Source organism: Serratia sp. OLAL2 (genome assembly GCF_002752475.1).
Taxonomy (GTDB): Bacteria; Pseudomonadota; Gammaproteobacteria; order Enterobacterales; family Enterobacteriaceae; genus Serratia; species Serratia bockelmannii.
Genome location: NZ_MSTL01000019.1, coordinates 59,063 through 77,109 on the forward strand (window position 1 = coordinate 59,063; position 18,047 = coordinate 77,109).

14 protein-coding genes are annotated in these 18,047 nt (G+C 60.6%); 9 read left to right on the forward strand and 5 right to left on the reverse strand.

Annotation, left to right across the window (positions count from 1 at the left end; genetic code table 11):
- Positions 1-126 precede the first annotated feature (126 nt).
- Positions 127-1,521 carry an MFS transporter gene (locus BVU99_RS17615; RefSeq protein WP_043143351.1) on the forward strand — a complete coding sequence of 465 codons (1,395 nt, stop codon included), beginning with the start codon at positions 127-129 and terminating at the stop codon, positions 1,519-1,521.
- 114 nt (positions 1,522-1,635) lie between these two features.
- On the opposite strand, the gene BVU99_RS17620 is transcribed toward BVU99_RS17615, so the two are convergent.
- The 5 genes from BVU99_RS17620 to BVU99_RS17640 form a co-directional block, all read right to left on the reverse strand.
- Positions 1,636-2,343 carry a hypothetical protein gene (locus tag BVU99_RS17620; protein ID WP_099817351.1) on the reverse strand — a complete coding sequence of 236 codons (708 nt, stop codon included), beginning with the start codon at positions 2,341-2,343 and terminating at the stop codon, positions 1,636-1,638.
- A 336-nt stretch (positions 2,344-2,679) separates the two neighbouring features.
- Positions 2,680-3,564, reverse strand: a complete 885-nt coding sequence (htpX, locus tag BVU99_RS17625; protein WP_016927998.1) for a protease HtpX — start codon at positions 3,562-3,564, stop codon at positions 2,680-2,682.
- Positions 3,565-3,873: 309 nt separating this feature from the next.
- Positions 3,874-5,922, reverse strand: a complete 2,049-nt coding sequence (gene prc, locus BVU99_RS17630; protein WP_060432937.1) for a carboxy terminal-processing peptidase — start codon at positions 5,920-5,922, stop codon at positions 3,874-3,876.
- 19 nt (positions 5,923-5,941) lie between these two features.
- Entirely contained in the window at positions 5,942-6,652 is a 711-nt protein-coding gene (gene proQ / locus BVU99_RS17635; protein ID WP_004931497.1) for an RNA chaperone ProQ, read from the reverse strand.
- Positions 6,653-6,748: 96 nt separating this feature from the next.
- Entirely contained in the window at positions 6,749-7,246 is a 498-nt protein-coding gene (locus BVU99_RS17640; RefSeq protein ID WP_025302587.1) for a GAF domain-containing protein, read from the reverse strand.
- A 255-nt stretch (positions 7,247-7,501) separates the two neighbouring features.
- Between BVU99_RS17640 and yebS the strand changes: the two genes are divergently transcribed.
- The 8 genes from yebS to BVU99_RS17685 all read left to right on the forward strand — a co-directional run bounded on the left by yebS (position 7,502) and on the right by BVU99_RS17685 (position 18,040).
- Positions 7,502-8,749 carry a membrane integrity lipid transport subunit YebS gene (gene yebS / locus BVU99_RS17645; RefSeq protein ID WP_025302586.1) on the forward strand — a complete coding sequence of 416 codons (1,248 nt, stop codon included), beginning with the start codon at positions 7,502-7,504 and terminating at the stop codon, positions 8,747-8,749.
- A complete protein-coding gene (locus BVU99_RS17650) occupies positions 8,718-11,348 on the forward strand; it encodes a PqiB family protein (RefSeq protein WP_099817364.1) in 2,631 nt (876 codons plus the stop codon). The genes yebS and BVU99_RS17650 overlap by 32 nt, the downstream gene beginning before the upstream one ends.
- A gap of 102 nt (positions 11,349-11,450) precedes the next feature.
- Entirely contained in the window at positions 11,451-12,887 is a 1,437-nt protein-coding gene (rsmF, locus tag BVU99_RS17655; protein WP_099817350.1) for a 16S rRNA (cytosine(1407)-C(5))-methyltransferase RsmF, read from the forward strand.
- Between the two features lie 275 nt (positions 12,888-13,162).
- Complete coding sequence (locus BVU99_RS17660) at positions 13,163-13,702, forward strand: spore coat U domain-containing protein (protein ID WP_016928005.1); 540 nt, start codon at positions 13,163-13,165, stop codon at positions 13,700-13,702.
- Positions 13,703-13,704: 2 nt separating this feature from the next.
- Positions 13,705-14,208, forward strand: a complete 504-nt coding sequence (locus BVU99_RS17665; RefSeq protein WP_099817349.1) for a spore coat U domain-containing protein — start codon at positions 13,705-13,707, stop codon at positions 14,206-14,208.
- 5 nt (positions 14,209-14,213) lie between these two features.
- Positions 14,214-14,762 carry a spore coat U domain-containing protein gene (locus tag BVU99_RS17670; RefSeq protein ID WP_168186800.1) on the forward strand — a complete coding sequence of 183 codons (549 nt, stop codon included), beginning with the start codon at positions 14,214-14,216 and terminating at the stop codon, positions 14,760-14,762.
- A 25-nt stretch (positions 14,763-14,787) separates the two neighbouring features.
- On the forward strand, positions 14,788-15,552 hold the full coding sequence (locus BVU99_RS17675) for a molecular chaperone (RefSeq protein ID WP_025302581.1): 765 nt from the start codon (positions 14,788-14,790) through the stop codon (positions 15,550-15,552).
- A gap of 67 nt (positions 15,553-15,619) precedes the next feature.
- Positions 15,620-18,040 (forward strand): fimbria/pilus outer membrane usher protein, encoded by a 2,421-nt coding sequence (locus BVU99_RS17685; protein WP_244590514.1) that lies wholly within the window; start codon positions 15,620-15,622, stop codon positions 18,038-18,040.
- The last annotated feature ends 7 nt before the right edge of the window (positions 18,041-18,047 follow it).

Here is an 18,047-nt window from a genome sequence, read left to right on the forward strand (position 1 = left end):
AAGCCAAATGGATAACCGTTGGCCCGCTCACCGCCGTTTACAATTAAGCGGACAAGGGGCATGCAATCACGGGCGAATATGATTAGCATGATAATACTCCCCTGAATAAATACCGCTGAGACCAACATGCGTCCTTGTTCCGACGGCCTCCCCGTCCCGCAACGCTATGGGGCGATCCTCGCCATCGCCCTCGGCATTACCGTATCCGTGCTCGACGGCGCGATAGCCAACGTGGCGCTGCCCACCATCGCTCGCGATCTCAACGCCAGCCCGGCCAGTTCCATTTGGGTGGTCAACGCCTATCAGTTGGCGATCACCGTCTCTCTGCTGTCGCTGGCGTCGCTCGGCGATCTGGTCGGCTACCGCCGTATCTACCAGGCCGGGTTGCTGGTGTTCAGCATCACCTCACTGTTCTGCGCCCTGTCCGACTCGCTGCTCACGCTGACCATCGCCCGCGTGCTGCAAGGCTTTGGCGCCGCCGCTATCATGAGCGTCAACACCGCGCTGATCCGCATCATCTACCCGCAGCGTTTTCTCGGCCGCGGCATGGGCATCAACTCGCTGATCGTCGCCTGCTCCTCGGCGGCCGGGCCGACGGTGGCGGCGGCGATCCTGTCGGTCGCATCCTGGCAATGGCTATTCGCCATCAACCTGCCGATCGGCATCGTCGCGCTGCTGCTGGGGATGAAATTCCTGCCGGCCAACGGCCAAAAAAGCGATAACCGCCGTTTCGATCCCACCAGCGCCGTGCTGAACGCGCTGACCTTCGGCCTGCTGATCACCGCCATCAGCGGCTTCGCCCAGGGCCAGAGCCTGACGCTGATCTTCAGCGAGATCGCCGCGCTGCTGGCGATTGGCGCGGTGTTCGTGCGCCGTCAGTTACGCCAGGAATTCCCTCTGCTGCCCGTCGACCTGCTGCGCATCCCGATCTTCGCCCTGTCGATGGGCACCTCAATCTGTTCGTTCGCCGCGCAAATGCTGGCGATGGTGTCGTTGCCGTTCTTCCTGCAAAGTGCATTGGGCCGCGACGAGGTGGCGACCGGGCTGCTGCTGACGCCGTGGCCGCTGGCGATCGTGGTGATGGCGCCGATCGCCGGCCGGCTGGTGGAGCGCGTGCACGCCGGCCTACTGGGCTGCATTGGGCTGGCGGTGTTCGCGCTCGGACTGTTCTCTCTGGCGTTGCTGCCGGCGACGCCGTCGAATATGGACATCATCTGGCGCATGATACTGTGCGGCGCCGGTTTCGGCCTGTTCCAGTCGCCCAACAACCACACCATCATCTCCGCCGCGCCGCGCAACCGCAGCGGCGGCGCCAGCGGCATGCTGGGCACCGCGCGCCTGCTGGGGCAAACCTCGGGGGCTGCGCTGGTGGCGCTGATGTTCAACCTGTTCCCCACATCCGGCACCCACGCTTCACTGATCCTGGCTGGGGTGTTCGCCACCCTGGCGGCGGCCGTCAGCAGCCTGCGCATCACCCAATCGACGGCGCAAGCGGCGCAGCCGAGCCGCGAGGTGAAATAGCGGGCATAAACGAGCCGGGCTCCCATCGATTGTAAAACCGACGGGGCCAGCACTGACGGCCGGCCTGAGCCGGACCGCGTCGGATGCAATGCCGTGAGCATTGTAGGCCAGGCGTTAGTCTCCGTGCCTCAAGGGGCTTCGGCCTTGTCGTAAACAGGCTAAATAGGCGTCGTCATCCGGATACCAGCCAACAATGCGTTGGCCGTCGTGATCCATCCCCTCGAAGGCTTTCAGTAGGCCGGGGGTGAACATGCGCTTTATCAGATCTTCGGTCTGCGCGCTGTCGATTCGACAGTCACAGCGCGTCTCTCCGTCAACCTGAACGAAGTTCTGCAACGAAGCGAGACATCGCGCGTCGAGGTCGCCATGGACATGGATAAACTCCCCCGTTTCTACCAGGGTGAGCGCGGTCAGGTCTCCCCCCACCACGAACGCGCCGTCGTTTCCTGAGCTGCAATAGGCATGGCGTATGCGGACATCGTCACGCACGACCAGTCCGCCCCAGCAAATCAGCGTATCCGCCTGCAGCCGCCCCAGCACGACAATGCCGCCGTCCTCTCGCTGCGGTGACACCGCCAGGCATCCCTCCACGATCACATCGCCGTCCACGATCAGGTAATCGTAATCGTGGCCGTCGTGCTCGTCGGGGAAAAACGCCGGCAGGCGCAGATCGCCTGAATGCCAGCGAATAGCCGGCGGTTCATCATCGTCATCATGCCGGTTCAACAATTCCGCAACCGCATCGGCGACACCGCCAGCCAACTCGGTCAGACGCGCCGACACCTCATCACCGTTGAGTAAGGGAAGGTGGTTGATTTTCATAGGGCCTCAGGGACAAATGTCATTGCGCCAAAGCTTATAACATGCGCATCCAAAGCCAAACAGGCGGTCGTGACCGAGCCCGATGCGGCTTGCCCTCTCACCGGATGGACTGGCACCGTGCCGGCCCAGACCGAGAGGCCGAAAGACGCTGTTTGCAGGTGGGCTTCAGGGACTTCGGACGCTGCTGCACCGCGTTAACGCCCGTAAATTCTGGTAAAGCGCTTTACCCCATTCATCGCCGAATTTCATTGCTGAATCCGCCGCCGCTGAAAAAGCGGTTCAGGCATGCCATAAAAAAACCCCGGCAAGCCGGGGTTTTTCATTTCATTCAGCCGATTACTTCAGGTACTGGCCGGAACGCAGCGCTTCGATACGCTTGTCGAGCGGCGGGTGCGACATGAACAGCTCGCTGAACGACTTGGATTTGCCGTTGATGCAGAACGCCATCATGCTGCCCGCTTCCTGCGGTTCGTAGCTGGTTTTCAGGCGCTGCAAGGCGGCGATCATCTTCTCGCGGCCTACCAGTTTGGCAGAGCCTGCGTCGGCATAGAACTCGCGGTGACGCGAGAACCACATGGTGATGATGCTCGCCAGGATGCCGAACACCAGTTCCAGCACCATCGACACGGCGAAGTAAATCATCGGGTTGCCGTTGCCTTCCCCTTCGCCATCACCGTCGCGGTTGCCGAGGAAACCGGCGGCGACCTGCGCGATCAGGCGTGAAATGAAGATGACAAAGGTGTTCACGATGCCCTGAATCAGGGTCATGGTCACCATATCGCCGTTGGCGACGTGGCTGATTTCGTGCGCGATGACCGCTTCCGCTTCGTCGCGGCTCATGCTCTGCAGCAGGCCGGTGCTGACGGCGACCAGCGAGGCGTCGCGGCGTGCGCCGGTAGCGAAGGCGTTGATGTCCGGCGCGTGGTAGATAGCGACCTGCGGCATGGCGATGCCCGCCTGCTGCGACTGACGGCGTACCGTTTCCAGCAGCCAGTTTTCTGTTTCGTTACGCGGTTGTTCAATCACTTCCCCGCCGACGGAGCGCAGCGCCATCCACTTGGACATCAGCAACGACACGAAAGCGCCGCCGAAGCCGAACAGACCGGCCATGATCATCAGGCCCTGAACGCTACTGGATTGGATTCCTGTCAGGCTGAGCACCAGCCCGAAAACCAACATCACCGCCAGGTTGGTGAGCAGGAACAGAGCTATACGCATCATAAATTGTTTACTTCCTCATAAATGTTAACAAAACGCTGTCTAAGATACCCTAGATCGTATGGGCATTCGTCACAGTTTCAAGAGTCGCGCGTCATTAACCTACTAAAAATACGAAACTTTACAAAAACGGCGCGCGACCGGGATTTGGCAAATTGTAAACGATTGTTGCGTAAGGCGGAGGTTTTTTTACCCTAAATTTGTCAGGCGATGCATCAGCCCACCTCCCTTCACCCTGCTGGGAAGCCGGCTTTCGCGTCGCCATAAAAAAACGCACCCGAGGGTGCGTTTTTCATCCTGCCGTACGCGGCCTTATTTGGCCGGCGTTGGCTGCTGAGCGGGCTGATCTTTTTCCAGATGAGCCAGGTCCAGCGCGATATGCACGGATTCATCCAGGTACGGATCCGGCTCCTGGTAATCCTTAGGCAGATCGTCGAGCGATTTCAGCGGCTTCTTGCCCGCGCGTTCCAGACGCTCGTTGATGCGTTTCAGACGGGTCGCGTCGTCATCGTGGTTCTCTTTCTCGCGCACCGCCAGATTGAGGGACACGATGTTGCGTTTATCCTTCAGCGCCTTGTAATGCGCGATATCCTGCGCGATGTACTGGAACTCTGGATTTTGCGCAATGCGCTGCTGGTGATCTTTCAGCAGCTCCGGCTCGAACGGCGTCATATCGCCTGTCTTGCTGTAGGTCGCCGCATTGATGCTGTCCCACGGCATAGCGTTGTCTTCAAACGCTTCGCCGGTTTCCGCCGGATCGACGCCGGTCGGCATCAGAATGTCCGGCGTCACGCCCTTGCGCTGGGTACTGCCGCCATTGACGCGGTAGAACTTCTGAATGGTGTACTGCACCGAGCCAAGCGCTGGCCACTCAGGGCGCAGCATCTGGTCGTAGATGCGGTTCAGAGAACGGTACTGCTGCACGGTGCCTTTACCGAAGGTCGGTTCGCCGACAATCAGCGCACGGCCGTAATCCTGCATTGCCGCCGCGAAGATCTCGGAGGCGGAGGCGCTGAAGCGATCGACCAGTACCACCAGCGGGCCTTTGTAGTAGGTCACGCCGTCGGTGTCGGCGTCTTCACGCACTTTGCCGTTGTTGTCGCGCACCTGCACCACCGGGCCGCTCGGAATGAACAGGCCGGACAGCGACACCGCTTCAGTCAGCGCGCCGCCGCCGTTGGTGCGCAGATCGATGATCACGCTCTTGACGTTCTGCTTGGCCATCTTCTGCAGCTGCACTTTCACGTCATCGGTCAGACCGACATAGAAGCCGGGGATGTCGAACACCGCCACCTTCTCTTTACCGACGGTCTTGATGGTCATTTTCACCGCGCGGTCTTCCAGACGGATGCGCTCGCGGGTCAAGGTGACCACGCGGGTTTTGGTGCCCTTGCCGGCCGGCAGGATCTCAAGGCGCACCTTGCTGCCCTTCGGCCCTTTGATCAACGACACCACGTCGTCCAGACGCCAACCGATCACGTCCACCATCGGTTTGCCGGCCTGGCCGACGCCGACGATGCGATCGCCTACGGTGATCGCCTTGCTCTTCGCCGCCGGTCCGCCCGGCACCATCGAGTTGATCAGGGTGTAGTCGTCATCCATCTGCAGCACCGCGCCGATGCCTTCCAGCGACAGGCTCATCTCGGTGTTGAACTGCTCGGTGTTGCGCGGCGACAGATAGTTGGTGTGTGGGTCGATTTCATGCGCAAAGGCATTCATCGCCAGCTGGAAGACGTCTTCGCTGTTGCTTTGCGTCAGGCGCTTGATGGCGAACTGATAACGCTTGGTCAGCGTGTCGCGGATTTCTTTGTCGGTCTTGCCGGTCAGCTTGAGGTTCAGCTCGTCATACGTGACTTTCGCATCCCACAGGCTATCCAGCTCGGCCTTGTCTTTCGGCCACGGCGCTTTGCTGCGGTCGAGATCGATAGTGCCGTTGCCGGTGAAGTTCATCGGCTTGTCCAGCAACGACAACGCATAGGTGTAACGCTCAAAGCGGCGTTTCTGCGCCAGATTGAACAGCGCGTAGAAGGTGTCCAGCTTGCCGGTTTTCAGCTCTTCGCCAACCTGATTGCGTTTGCCGGCGAACTGCGCCACGTCGGAGGCCAGCAGCACGTTATGGTTGTAGTCCAGCATGTTCAGGTAGCGATCGAAGATCTTGCCTGAAAACTCCGCATCGAGGGCGAACTGGCGGTAATGAGAGCGAGTGAAGCGCGAGGTGACGCGCTCACTCACCGTAGCGTGCTGGGGTTCCTGTTGCAGTTGGGGCAGTTGGCCGATGCGGATGTTGGCTGTTTCCGCGCCGTAACTGACACCCGCCCACAGCAGCCCTGCAATCGCTGTTAATCTGACGAATTTGTTCATGCCTGGGTTGGCCTCCGTATCAGAACTGCAAGTGTTCTGCGCGCACAATCATCGCCAGACCGGAAGAGAGCTGCACACGTACGCCATCTTTAGCGATTTCGAGTACGGTAGCATCCATCGCGCTCTTGCCTGCTCTGACTTTGATTTCCTGGCCAATTTGCAGTTTAGAGATATCCGTGACTGGCGCATAACGCGGCTGGCTTTCCTCTTTGGCTGCACGAGGTTGGCGAGCGGGCTGTGGGCGAGTTTGTGGGCGCGGCTTGCGGTTTTCCGGCGCGGCTCCGCCTTCGCGACGTGCAGCGGGTTTTTTACCGGCTGGACGCGGACGGCGCGGAGCGGCATCGGCAGATTCGCCGGCGGCTTCACGTTTTTTGGCGTTTTGTTCGGCACGCTGTGCCTGAACGCGCGCTTTGGCTTCTTCAAGCTGCTGGCGAGCATGATCGACATGCTGCTGCTCAAGTTCACCGCACGGATTGCCGTCCAGATCGACGCGCTGTGCGCCAACCTTGACACCGTACAGATAACGCCAGCTTGAGGTATATAGGCGCAGGGCAGAACGCAATTGCGTTTTGCTGAGATTTTCTTCCCCCTGCACGCGCTCTACCAAATCCTGAAAAATACCGATTTTCAGCGGACGAGCTTCGCCTTCGGCGCTAAAGCAGAGCGGAAAACGCTCGGCAAGAAAAGCAATGACTTCTTTACTAGAGTTCAACTTAGGTTGATTTTCCATGAAATTTCCTGATTACAACGGTATTGCCAACAAGCCACAGGCATGAACAGGCGTCATTATAATGACGCCATCGGTAATTGCCACGTTAACCGTCGATCAACTTGCCGCTACAGTCACATATTTCGCACTGTCACACTGTTCCAGTTGCTCACAAAGCCCCGCCACCACTGCTTTCAGGCCCACTTCATCCTGTTCGTCGAAGCGTTGATAAACCGTGCTGTCGATATCCAAAACGCCGATCGCTCGGCCGCCAACCGCCAGCGGCAGCACGATTTCCGCGTTGCTGGCCGCATCGCAGGCGATATGGCCCGGAAACGCATGCACGTCACCGACGCGCTGCACGCGATTTTCCGCCACCGCCGTGCCGCATACGCCCTTGCCCACCGGAATGCGCACGCAGGCGATCTTGCCCTGGAACGGCCCCAGCACCAGCTGGTCGCCCTCCATCAGATAGAAACCGACCCAGTTCACGTCATCCAGACGCTCGTTGAGCAACGCGCTGGCGTTGGACAGCGCCGCGATAAAGTTGGTTTCCCCGCCGAGCAACGCGCTCAGGTCACGTTTTAATTCCGCGTAGAATTGTTCTTTTGTCATGTGTTAACCATTGAAACAGTGAAGATGGCCAGAAGCCCAAAGCTTAGGCCCTATAAAATAAGCATTAAATGCGTATAGCCACAAGGTTAATCATCTGTTGCTTCACAAAACCCCGTCGCTCGGGGTATGTTTGCCGCTCAGAATCCCGGTTTACCTCGTTTTACCGTCCGGCGCCCGATCGCCGGTGACGCGGCCGGTTTATTTTTCAGCTACGCTGACACTTCCGGCGGGCTCAAGGGCAGCTACTTGTCAAAAATGAAAATACACGCGATCACCGCTCCCCTTTCCAAAGCGCGTCACCAGCGCTGCTGCGAGTGCGACCTGCTGTTCGTGCTGCCGCCGCTCAGCGGCAATCAGGCCGCCTATTGCCCGCGTTGCAACGCCAAGGTGGTGAACGGCCGCGACTGGTCGATGACGCGTCTGACCGCCATGGCGATCGCCATGCTGCTGCTGATGCCGTTCGCCTTCACCGAACCGCTGATCAGCATTCGTCTGCTCGGCACGCGCATCGACGCCAGTTTGCTGGAGGGCATCTGGCAGATGAGCCGCCAGGGCGATCCGCTCACCGCCAGCATGGTGGCGTTTTGCACCCTCGGCGCCCCGCTGACGCTGGTGCTGTCGCTGCTGTACCTGCGCGTCGGCCATGCGCTCGGCATGAACCTGCGCCCGGTGCTGCTGATGCTGGAGCGGCTCAAAGAGTGGGTAATGCTGGACATTTATCTGATCGGCATGGCGGTGGCGGCGATCAAAGTGCAGGATTACGCCGACATCCAGCCCGGCAGCGCGCTGATCGCTTACCTGTCGCTCACGGTGCTGAGCATCCTGACGCTGATCCACGTCAACCTGGAGCAGCTGTGGGAGCGCTACTATCCGCAGGAACAGCCGGAAGGCCCGCCGACGGCGCTGCACATTTGTCTGTCCTGCCACTATACCGGCTATCCCGACGCGCGCGGCCGCTGCCCGCGTTGCCATGTGCCGATGTGCCATCGCCAGCCCTACAGCCTGCAGAAAACCTGGGCGGCGCTGATCGCCGCGATGATCCTGCTGATACCGGCCAACCTGCTGCCGATTTCCATCATTTACGCCAACGGCACACGGCTGGAAGACACCATTTTCTCCGGCGTGGTCTCATTGGCCACCTCCGGCAACGTGCCGATCGCCGCTATCGTGTTCATCGCCAGCGTGCTGGTGCCCTTCACCAAGGTGATCGTGCTGATCATGCTGTTGCTGAGCATCCACTTCAAAACCTCGCACAGCCTGAAAACGCGCATTCGTCTGCTGCGCCTGGTCACCTGGATCGGCCGTTGGTCGATGCTCGATCTGTTCGTTATCGCCTTGATGATGTCGCTGGTAAATCGCGATCAACTGTTATCTTTTACTATGGGACCGGCCGCGTTTTACTTTGGCTCGGCGGTCATTTTGACTATTCTTGCCGTTGAATGGCTCGATAGCCGATTGATTTGGGATGCACATGCAACAGGAAACGCCGACTACACCGACTGAAGCGCGGGTCAAGAACAAACGCCGCATTTCACCGTTCTGGTTACTGCCGTTCATCGCCCTGCTGATCGCCGGGTGGCTGGTCTATAACAATTTCCAGGAGCGCGGCACCACCGTCACCATCGATTTCCAATCAGCGGCAGGCATCGTCGCCGGCCGCACGCCGGTGCGCTACCAGGGCGTTGAGGTCGGCACGGTGCAAAAAATCAGCCTGAGCAAAGATTTACGCAGCATCGTGGTGGAAGCCAGCATCAAAAGCGATCTGGAAGACTCGCTGCGCGAAGGCACCCAGTTCTGGCTAGTGACGCCCAAGGCCTCGCTGGCCGGGGTATCCGGGCTCGATGCGCTGGTCGGCGGTAACTATATCGGCATGATGCCCGGCAGCGGCAAGGAGCAAACCCACTTCACCGCGCTCGATACCCAGCCGAAGTACCGCCTAAACACCGGCGAACTGATGATTCACCTGCATGCCGACGACCTGGGTTCGCTCAACAGCGGCTCGCTGGTCTATTACCGTAAAATCCCGGTCGGTAAGGTGTATGACTACACCATCAGCGAAGGCAACAAGGGCGTGACCATCGACGTGCTGATCGACCGCCGCTTCGCCAACCTGGTGAAGAGCAACAGCCGCTTCTGGAATGTCTCCGGCTTCAAGGGCGATTTCAGCCTGTCCGGCGCCACGGTGCAAATGGAGAGCCTGGCGGCGCTGGTCAACGGCGCCATCGCCTTCGATTCGCCGGCCGATGGCCAGCAGGCCAAGGGCGATCAGAGCTATACCCTGTATCCGGATCTGGCCCACAGCCAGCGCGGCGTCAATATTTTGCTGGATCTGCCGAGCGGCAACAGCCTGAGTGAAAACCGCACGCCGCTGATGTACCAGGGACTGCAGGTCGGCACCCTGACCAAGCTGACGTTGCAACAGGACAGCAAAGTCATCGGTGAACTGACCATCGATCCTTCGGTGGTCGATCTGATGCGCAGCGGCACCCGCATCGTGATGCGCAGCCCGCGCATCAGCCTCAACGACACCAAGCTCAGCCAACTGCTGACCGGCACCACGCTGGAACTGGTGCCGGGTGAAGGCGAACCGCAGCAGCGCTTCAACGTGCTGGACAGCAGCGAAACGCTGTTGCAACAGCCGGGTGTGCTGACCGTCACGCTGAATGCGCCGCAAAGCTACGGCATCGACGTCGGGCAGCCGCTGGTGGTGCACGGCGTGAAAGTCGGCCAAATCCTGAGCCGCACCTTGACCGCCGGCGGCGTGGTGTTCACCGCCGCCATCGACGCGCAGTACCGCGGCCTGCTGCATAAAGACAGCAAATTCGTGGTCAACAGCCGTCTCGACGTCAAGCTGGGCATTGACGGTATGGAAGTGCTCGGCGCCAGCGCCCAGGAATGGGTGGACGGCGGCGTGCGCATTATCCCCGGCAGCAAAGGGGAACCAGGCGGCCAGTACCCGCTATACGCCAACAGCGAAAAAGCCGAGGAAGGCATCGTCGGCAACGCCCCTTCTACCACCCTGACCCTCAGCGCCACCAGCCTGCCGGACGTGCAGGCCGGCTCGGTGGTGCTGTACCGCAAATTCCAGGTGGGCGAGATCGTCAACGTCCGGCCGAAGGCCAACGAGTTTGAGGTGGACGTCTACATCAGCCCGGAATACCGCAAGTTGCTGACTCGCGAAAGCATCTTCTGGGCCGAAGGCGGCGCCAAAGTGCAGCTCAACGGCAGCGGCCTGACGGTGCAGGCCTCCCCGCTCAACCGCGCGCTGAAAGGCGCCATCAGCTTCGACAACCTGCAGGGCGTGACGCTGAACAAAGGCGCCAACCGCGTGCTCTACGCCAGCGAAACCGCCGCTCGCGCGGTGGGCAGCCAAATCACGCTGAAAACCTACGACGCCAGCAAGCTGTCGGCGGGCATGCCGCTGCGTTACCTCGGCATCGACGTCGGCCAGGTGGAGTCGCTGCAGCTGGCGCCGGAGCGCAACGAAGTGTTGGCTAAAGCGGTGCTGTATCCGGAATACGTGCAGACCTTCGCGCGCCTCGGCAGCCGCTTCTCGATCGTGTCGCCGGAGATCTCCGCCGCCGGCGTCAGCAACCTCGATACCCTGCTCCAGCCTTATATCAACGTGGAGCCGGGGCGCGGCCGCGAGCTGCGCACTTTCGAACTGCAGCAGGCCAGCATCACCGACTCGCGCTATCTCGACGGCCTGAGCGTCGTGCTCGACGCCGCCGAAACCGGCTCGCTGCAGATCGGCACGCCGGTGCTGTTCCGCGGCGTAGAGGTCGGCACCATCACCGGTTTCTACCTTGGCGCCATGTCAGACCGGGTGCACGTTGCGCTGCGCATCAGCAAGAAGTATCAACATCTGGTGCGCAACAACAGCGTGTTCTGGCTGGCGTCGGGTTACAACCTGCAGTTCGGCCTGACCGGCGGCGTGATCAAGAGCGGCACCTTCCAGCAGTTCATTCGCGGCGGTATCGCCTTCGCCACCCCGCCGACTATTCCGCTGGCGCCGAAAGCGACGCCGAACAAGCACTTCCTGCTGAATCCGGAAGAGCCGAAGGACTGGAAAACCTGGGGCACCGCCATTCCGCGCGATTAACTTTCGCGTTTTCCTCAGGGCCCGGCAATGCCGGGCCCTGTTTTTTTCCGCTTTGTGATAAACTCTCGCCCTTGTCTTTATTGCACCCTGAGAGTTCGCCCCGTGGCCAAATCCACCGCCGTTTTTCTGCCCCCCGCTTTCCTCGACGCCACCCGCGCCATCATGCCCGCCGAGCTGGCGATGGACGATTTTATCGCCGCTTGCCAGCGCCCCCTGCGCCGCAGTCTGCGCGTCAACACGCTGAAAATCAGCGTCGCCGACTTCCTGGCGCTGGTGCAGGATTACGACTGGCGATTGGAGCCCATTCCCTGGTGCGCGGAAGGGTTCTGGATCGAGCGCGACGATGAAGAGCTGCGATTAGGCAGCGCCGCCGAACACCTGAGCGGTCTGTTCTATATTCAGGAGGCCAGCTCGATGTTGCCGGTCAGCGCGCTGTTCTCGGGCGACGCGGCGCCTACTCGAGTGCTGGACGTGGCGGCGGCGCCGGGCTCCAAAACCACCCAGATCGCCGCGTTGATGGGCAACCAGGGCGGCATCGTCGCCAACGAATACTCCGCCAGCCGGGTGAAAGTGCTGCACGCCAATATCAGCCGCTGCGGCGTGAAGAACACCGCGCTGACCCACTTCGATGGCCGGGTGTTCGGCGCTGCATTGCCGGAGAGTTTCGACGCCATTCTGCTCGACGCCCCCTGTTCCGGCGAAGGTGTGGTGCGCAAGGATCCGGACGCCATGAGCAACTGGTCGCCGGACAGCGTCGCCGAGATCGCCGCCACCCAGCGCGAGCTGATCGACAGCGCGTTTCATGCGCTGGCACCGAGCGGCGTGATGGTTTATTCCACCTGCACGCTTAATGCGCAGGAAAATCAGCAGGTGGTGCGCTGGCTGCTGGATACCTATGGCGACGCAGTCAGCGTCGAGCCGCTGGGTGAGCTGTTCCCCGGCGCCGACAAGGCGTTGACCGCCGAGGGCTTCCTGCACGTCTTCCCGCAGATTTACGACAGCGAAGGGTTTTTCGTCGCCCGCCTGCGTAAAAAACACGCCGTGGCGCCGTTGGAGAAGCCGACCTATAAAGTCGGTAAATTCCCGTTCAGCCCGCTGTCCTGCAAAGAGGCAGCGCTGGTCGCCCAAGCCGCCGCCGCATCCGGCTTAACCTGGGGCGATGACAGCCGGCTGTGGGAGCGCGACAAGGAAATCTGGCTCTTCCCGGCCGAGCTGGAGCCGCTGTTTGGCAAAGTGCGCTTCTCGCGTATCGGCCTCAAGCTGGCGGAGCGCTTCCCGAAAGGTTTCCGTTGGCAGCACGAAGCGGCGATCGCCCTCGCGGGTGCCGGCGGCAAACAGCATTTCGAGCTGGACGCCGTGCTGGCCCAGGAGTGGTATCACGGCCGCGATCTCTACCCTGAGCAGCCGCCGGCGGGCGACGAGTGCATCGTCACCTATCAGGGGCAACCGCTGGGCATCGCCAAACGCATCGGCAGCCGCATAAAGAATAACCTGCCGCGCGAACTGGTGCGCGACGGCGTGCTGGATTTCCACCTGTAAACGATACCGCGCCGGGGAATGAAATTCCCCGGCAATAAAATAACGCTAATAATATTCCCATCGCCGTTCGTTATTATTCTAATCATTTCACTTTATCGGTATAGCTCGCCTACAAGCCCCGTCAACCGGGGGAATGAGAATAAAAAGTTTCTCGTTTTCATCAAGACAATTCCCGATTCTTATTCTATTAATTAAAGTGCAGCTAAATGAATACGTTCAACTCACCTCTGGGTGGCGTCTTTGCGGGCTTTCTCTCATACGGCAAGGAATATAAGATGAAAAAAACTCTGATGGCATTGACCTCGGTAGCAACCCTGCTGTGCGCCAACGGCGCGGCTAACGCAGCAGGCACCATTCAAGGCACGTTAGGCGTGACGCTGACCATCGGCGCCGGTTGCGTCGTGGGGGGCGGCAGCAGCAGCGGTTCCGTCAACGACTTCGGCTCCATCAGCTTCGGTACTTACTCTTCACTGGCCAACATCATCGACGCCAGCGCCACCGGCGCAGGGGGGGCCGGTACGCTGTCATTGACCTGCACTACCGGCACAGACTACACGGTGGCGCTGGACAACGGGCTCCATGTCACTTCAGGCACCCAACGCCGCATGGCCAGCACGGCAGGCGCCTTCATCAGCTATAACCTGTACCAGGATGCCGCACGCACCACCGCCTGGGGCAGCGGCGCCAACGCGCGGACCGGCACCGGCACCGGCGCCGCCGTTCCGCTGATCGTGTATGGCCGCGTCCCTGCGGCTGGTTCTACCCCGGCGGCAGACACCTATAACGATACCGTCACGATGACGGTCACCTGGTAACGGTGCGGCGCGCGCTTTGCTGCTGCGGATTATGGGCGTGCAGCCTGTTGGCGCAGGCCGACAGTAAAACCGCGACCCTCGGCGTTAGCGCGACCTTGCTCAGCGCCTGTGAGGCCGGCAACAGCTCAGGCGGCAATGTCAGCTTCGGCACGCTGAATTTCGGCACGCTGTATTTTCTCAGCACCGCAACCAGCGTCGCCGGGCAACAAAACGCCGGCGCCATTCGGGTGAAATGCACCAACGGCACCAGCTACAGCGTTCTGCTTGGCGGCGGGCAAAGCGGCAATACCGCTGCCCGCTACCTGCAAAGCGCGGCCGGCCAACGGGTGAATTACAACCTGTATACCAACGCCGCCCACAGCACCATTTGGGATAATCTGACGGGCGTGTCACAAACCGCCAACGGTTCGGACAACTGGCTGCCGGTCTATGGCATGATTCCGGCGCAATCCACACCCCCGACAGGCAGCTACACCGATACGGTACAGGTCACGATCAATTGGTAATGACGATGCGCGCTTCAATTTGCGGTTTGCTGTTCTGCCTGCCGCTTTCCCCGGCCCAAAGCGATACCGGCGTCAACGACTTGACCAAAAGCCAGCCGTTCACCGTCAATGCAACCGTGGTTAAAGGCTGCGTATTGGGCAGCGGCGTCAGTGACGTGACCACCTTCGGCACCCTGAACTTCGGCCAGTTGTCCTCACTGAGCAACGCAGTCAGCGTCGTATCCAGCAGCGGCGCCGGTTCGGTGCTGTTTCGCTGCAACCCGGGGCTGAGCGTCACGCTGGCCCTCGGCGTCGGCAATCACGTGACCGGATCCATCGCCGGCGGCAGAAAATTACAAAACGCTATCACGTCGGAAACGCTGCTGTATCAACTTTATCAAGACAGCAACTACGCCACCCTTTGGGGCGATGGCGCTAACGGCGGCGCGGCGCAGACCGTCGCCGCCACCGGTAGCACGCAAGAAATCAAGGTTTACGCCCGTCTGTTTTCGACCAGTACCCTGCCCACCAGTGGCGTTTACAGCGATACGGTCTTGTTGACGGTCACTTATTAAGTTTTTTTGCAATAAGGATTGAGTTATGCGCATACCCTTCCGTCTGCCGTTAACGGCAGCCTTGCTCCTGGCAAGCCAACAGCACGCCCTGGCCGCGGCTTCCATTCTCATTTGGCCGATCGATCCAGTGATTGAAGATCAACAACAGGCCACCGCGCTGTGGCTTGAAAATCGCGACAGCAAACCGGTCTATATGCAAATTCGCGTGTTGGGTTGGAAGCAAACCGCCGGCAAAGACGATTACAGCAACCAAAGCGACGTGATCGCCAGTCCGCCGGTGGCGTCGATCGCGCCAGGCAAACGCCAGCTGATACGCCTGATCAAACAGTCGGCGCCGGCGGCGGGACAGGAGCGCGCCTATCGCATTTTGGTCGATGAAGTGCCGGTGAAAGAACAATCATCGGATGCCGCCCCCGGCGGTGCAGAGATGGGGCTGAAATTCCAGATGCGCTACTCGGTGCCGCTGTTCGTCAGCGGCAAGGGGATTTGGACCAAACAGGACAGCGAAAAACCGCGCGATTACGCGACCGCCAGCCAACCCAAGCTCAGCTATCGTTTACAGCAGCAAAGCAGCGAACGCTGGCTGGAGGTGCGAAATCAAGGCGCAGTGCATGCCCGAATCTCGAAAGTGACGCTGCAAGGGCGCAGCCTAAATCCCGGCCTGATGGGATACGTGCTGCCCGGTTCACAGATGCGCTTCGCTTTGCCACCCGCCGGCGGTTTCAGCAGCGGCAAGCTGATGGCCACGGTCAATGACAACAAACAGCCCGTAGCCATTCCGTCTTATTGAGGCCCAGGTGCAGCCGACAGGGAGGCTATCGACGCGGCGTTTCAACCTCAAGCCGCTGGCGTTTGCCATGCTGAGCATGGCGGCCGGCGGCTGGCTGCCGTTCGCGTTCGGCGACGATCTGCCCCCGCCGCCCAGCGCCATCAGCATGCCGGACACCACGCTGTATCTGGAGCCGGTCGTCAACGGGCGCCAAACCGGCAACGTCGTGCCAGTCAACTACCGCGGCGGCCATTACTACATGACGCCCCAGCAACTGCTCGACGCCGGGCTGCCGGTAGCGGATAAACAGGCGAAAGACATCGCCGTCGATCGGCTGGAGAAGGTGGATGTCAGCTACAGCGGCGAGAGCCAGCAGTTGCTGATCAACGTGCCCAACGACTGGTTGCCGCAGCAAACCATCGGCGCCCATTCACCGCTGCAACGCTTGCCGGCGCAAAGCAGCCTGGGTTTGCTGTTTAACTACGACATCTATGCCAGCCAAAGCAACGGCAATGGCCGACCAGGCTACCTGTCGGCGTGGAGCGAACAGCGGCTGTTCGACGGTTTCGGCGTCATCGCCAACACCGGCATCTACCGCAGCGGGTTTAACGGCGGGCCAAACGACGATGGCGGCCGCTATATTCGATACGACAGCTACTGGCGCTTCAACGATGACCAGCGGATGCTGAGTGTGATCGCCGGTGACCTAACCACCGGCTCGCTCCCCTGGAGCAGCGCCGTGCGCATCGGCGGCTTGCAATTGGCGCGCAATTTCGCGGTACGCCCGGATCTTATCACCTATCCGCTACCGCAATTTTCCGGCCAGGCAGCATTGCCCAGCAGCGTCGATTTATACATCAACAGCTATAAAAACAGCACCATCAACATCAATCCCGGGCCGTTCACCCTTAACAGCGTGCCCTACATTAACGGTGCGGGTCAGGCCACGGTCATCACCACCGACGCCCTCGGCCGTCAGGTCAGCACCACGGTACCGTTCTACGTGGCCAGCAACCTGCTGCAGACCGGCATGAGCGATTTCAGCGTTTCCACCGGTTTGCTGCGGCGCAACTACGGGTTGAATTCTGCCGATTACGGGCAATGGGTTGGTAGCGCCAGTTTACGTTACGGCGTCACTGATTGGTTAACCCTGGAAGGACGCGCCGAAGGCGCAGCCGAATTGGCGGTCGGCGGCGGCGGCGCCGACATTCGCGTCGGGCAATGGGGGGTTTTCAACGCGTCCTACAGCGTCAGCCAGGCCGGTGACGAAGCGTTTAACGGCGGCCGGCCGATACAATCCCCCACGTATTATGACCCGCTGACCGGCAGGACGTTGCAACAGCCGGATCCCCAGCCCGTCTATCGCTACACCGGCAACCACGGCGATCAGAGCAGTTTTGGCTACACCTACAGCAACTCACGCTTCAGCCTCAACGCGCAACGTATCCTGCGCAGCGCCGATTTTGGCGACATTTCCGTGTATAAAAGCGACTACCGTCTGAGCCGCCGCACCGATCAATTGACCGGCAGCGTCAGCCTGGGCCGAGTCGGCAGCCTCGGCGCCGGTTATTTTGACGTACGCGACGCCATCGCCCAACGAACTCGCCTGATGAACCTGTCCTACAGTGTGTCGCTTTGGCGCAACAGCAGCCTGTACGCCTCGCTGAACCGGGAAATCGGCAGCAGCGGTTACAGTGCCCAACTGCAGCTCTCCATTCCGTTCGACAGTTGGGGTACCGCCAGCTTCAGCGCCGCGCGCGACAACAACAACCGCTGGAGCGAACGCGTCAGCTACAGCCGCGCCGCGCCGACTGATGGCGGTTTCGGTTGGAATCTGGCCTACGCCAATAACCCGAGCGGCGGCGATTACCGCCAGGCGGATCTGACCTGGCGCACCCGCAGGCTCGAAGCCCGAGCGGGCGTATACGGTACCCGTGATGAAACCAACCACTGGGGAGAAATCAGCGGTTCGCTGGTGGCGATGAACGGCGGCGTGTATGCCACCAACACCATCAACGATGCCTTTGCGCTGGTGTCCACGCAAGGATACGCCGACATTCCGGTGAGCTATGAGAACCAGCCGATCGGCAAGACCGATGCCCAGGGCTATTTACTGGTGCCGACCGTCACCTCTTACTACCATGCGAAATTCCAGATTGATCCGCTCAGCCTGCCCGCCGACGTCGCGCTGCCGACAGTGGAAAAAACCGTCGCCATTCGCGATCACAGCGGTTTTCTGGTCGAGTTCCCCATCCAACCCATCTCCGCCGCCGACGTCGAACTGGTTGACGAGCAAGGCAAACCGCTGGCCAACGGCAGCCAGGTGGCGGTGGTTGGCGGTCATCAGCAAAGCTATGTCGGTTGGGATGGCATGACCTATATCGACCCGGTGCAACAACACAATCGCCTGAGCGTGATCCCGGCCGACGGCGGCCCGCCGTGCCAGGCGGAATTCAGTCTGGCGAAGCCTCAGGGCATCCAGCGCGTCGGCCCGGTTGTCTGCCGCTAATTCAACG

Bases quoted from the DNA above. Each gene is read 5' to 3' on its own strand.
- BVU99_RS17615 (WP_043143351.1), top strand. From the start codon at position 127: ATGCGTCCTTGTTCCGACGGCCTCCCCGTCCCGCAACGCTATGGGGCG.
- proQ (WP_004931497.1), bottom strand. From the start codon at position 6,652: ATGGAAAATCAACCTAAGTTGAACTCTAGTAAAGAAGTCATTGCTTTT.
- BVU99_RS17675 (WP_025302581.1), top strand. From the start codon at position 14,788: ATGCGCATACCCTTCCGTCTGCCGTTAACGGCAGCCTTGCTCCTGGCA.
- htpX (WP_016927998.1), bottom strand. From the start codon at position 3,564: ATGATGCGTATAGCTCTGTTCCTGCTCACCAACCTGGCGGTGATGTTG.
- prc (WP_060432937.1), bottom strand. From the start codon at position 5,922: ATGAACAAATTCGTCAGATTAACAGCGATTGCAGGGCTGCTGTGGGCG.
- BVU99_RS17685 (WP_244590514.1), top strand. From the start codon at position 15,620: ATGCTGAGCATGGCGGCCGGCGGCTGGCTGCCGTTCGCGTTCGGCGAC.
- BVU99_RS17640 (WP_025302587.1), bottom strand. From the start codon at position 7,246: ATGACAAAAGAACAATTCTACGCGGAATTAAAACGTGACCTGAGCGCG.
- yebS (WP_025302586.1), top strand. From the start codon at position 7,502: ATGAAAATACACGCGATCACCGCTCCCCTTTCCAAAGCGCGTCACCAG.
- BVU99_RS17670 (WP_168186800.1), top strand. From the start codon at position 14,214: ATGCGCGCTTCAATTTGCGGTTTGCTGTTCTGCCTGCCGCTTTCCCCG.
- BVU99_RS17620 (WP_099817351.1), bottom strand. From the start codon at position 2,343: ATGAAAATCAACCACCTTCCCTTACTCAACGGTGATGAGGTGTCGGCG.
- BVU99_RS17650 (WP_099817364.1), top strand. From the start codon at position 8,718: ATGCAACAGGAAACGCCGACTACACCGACTGAAGCGCGGGTCAAGAAC.
- BVU99_RS17660 (WP_016928005.1), top strand. From the start codon at position 13,163: ATGAAAAAAACTCTGATGGCATTGACCTCGGTAGCAACCCTGCTGTGC.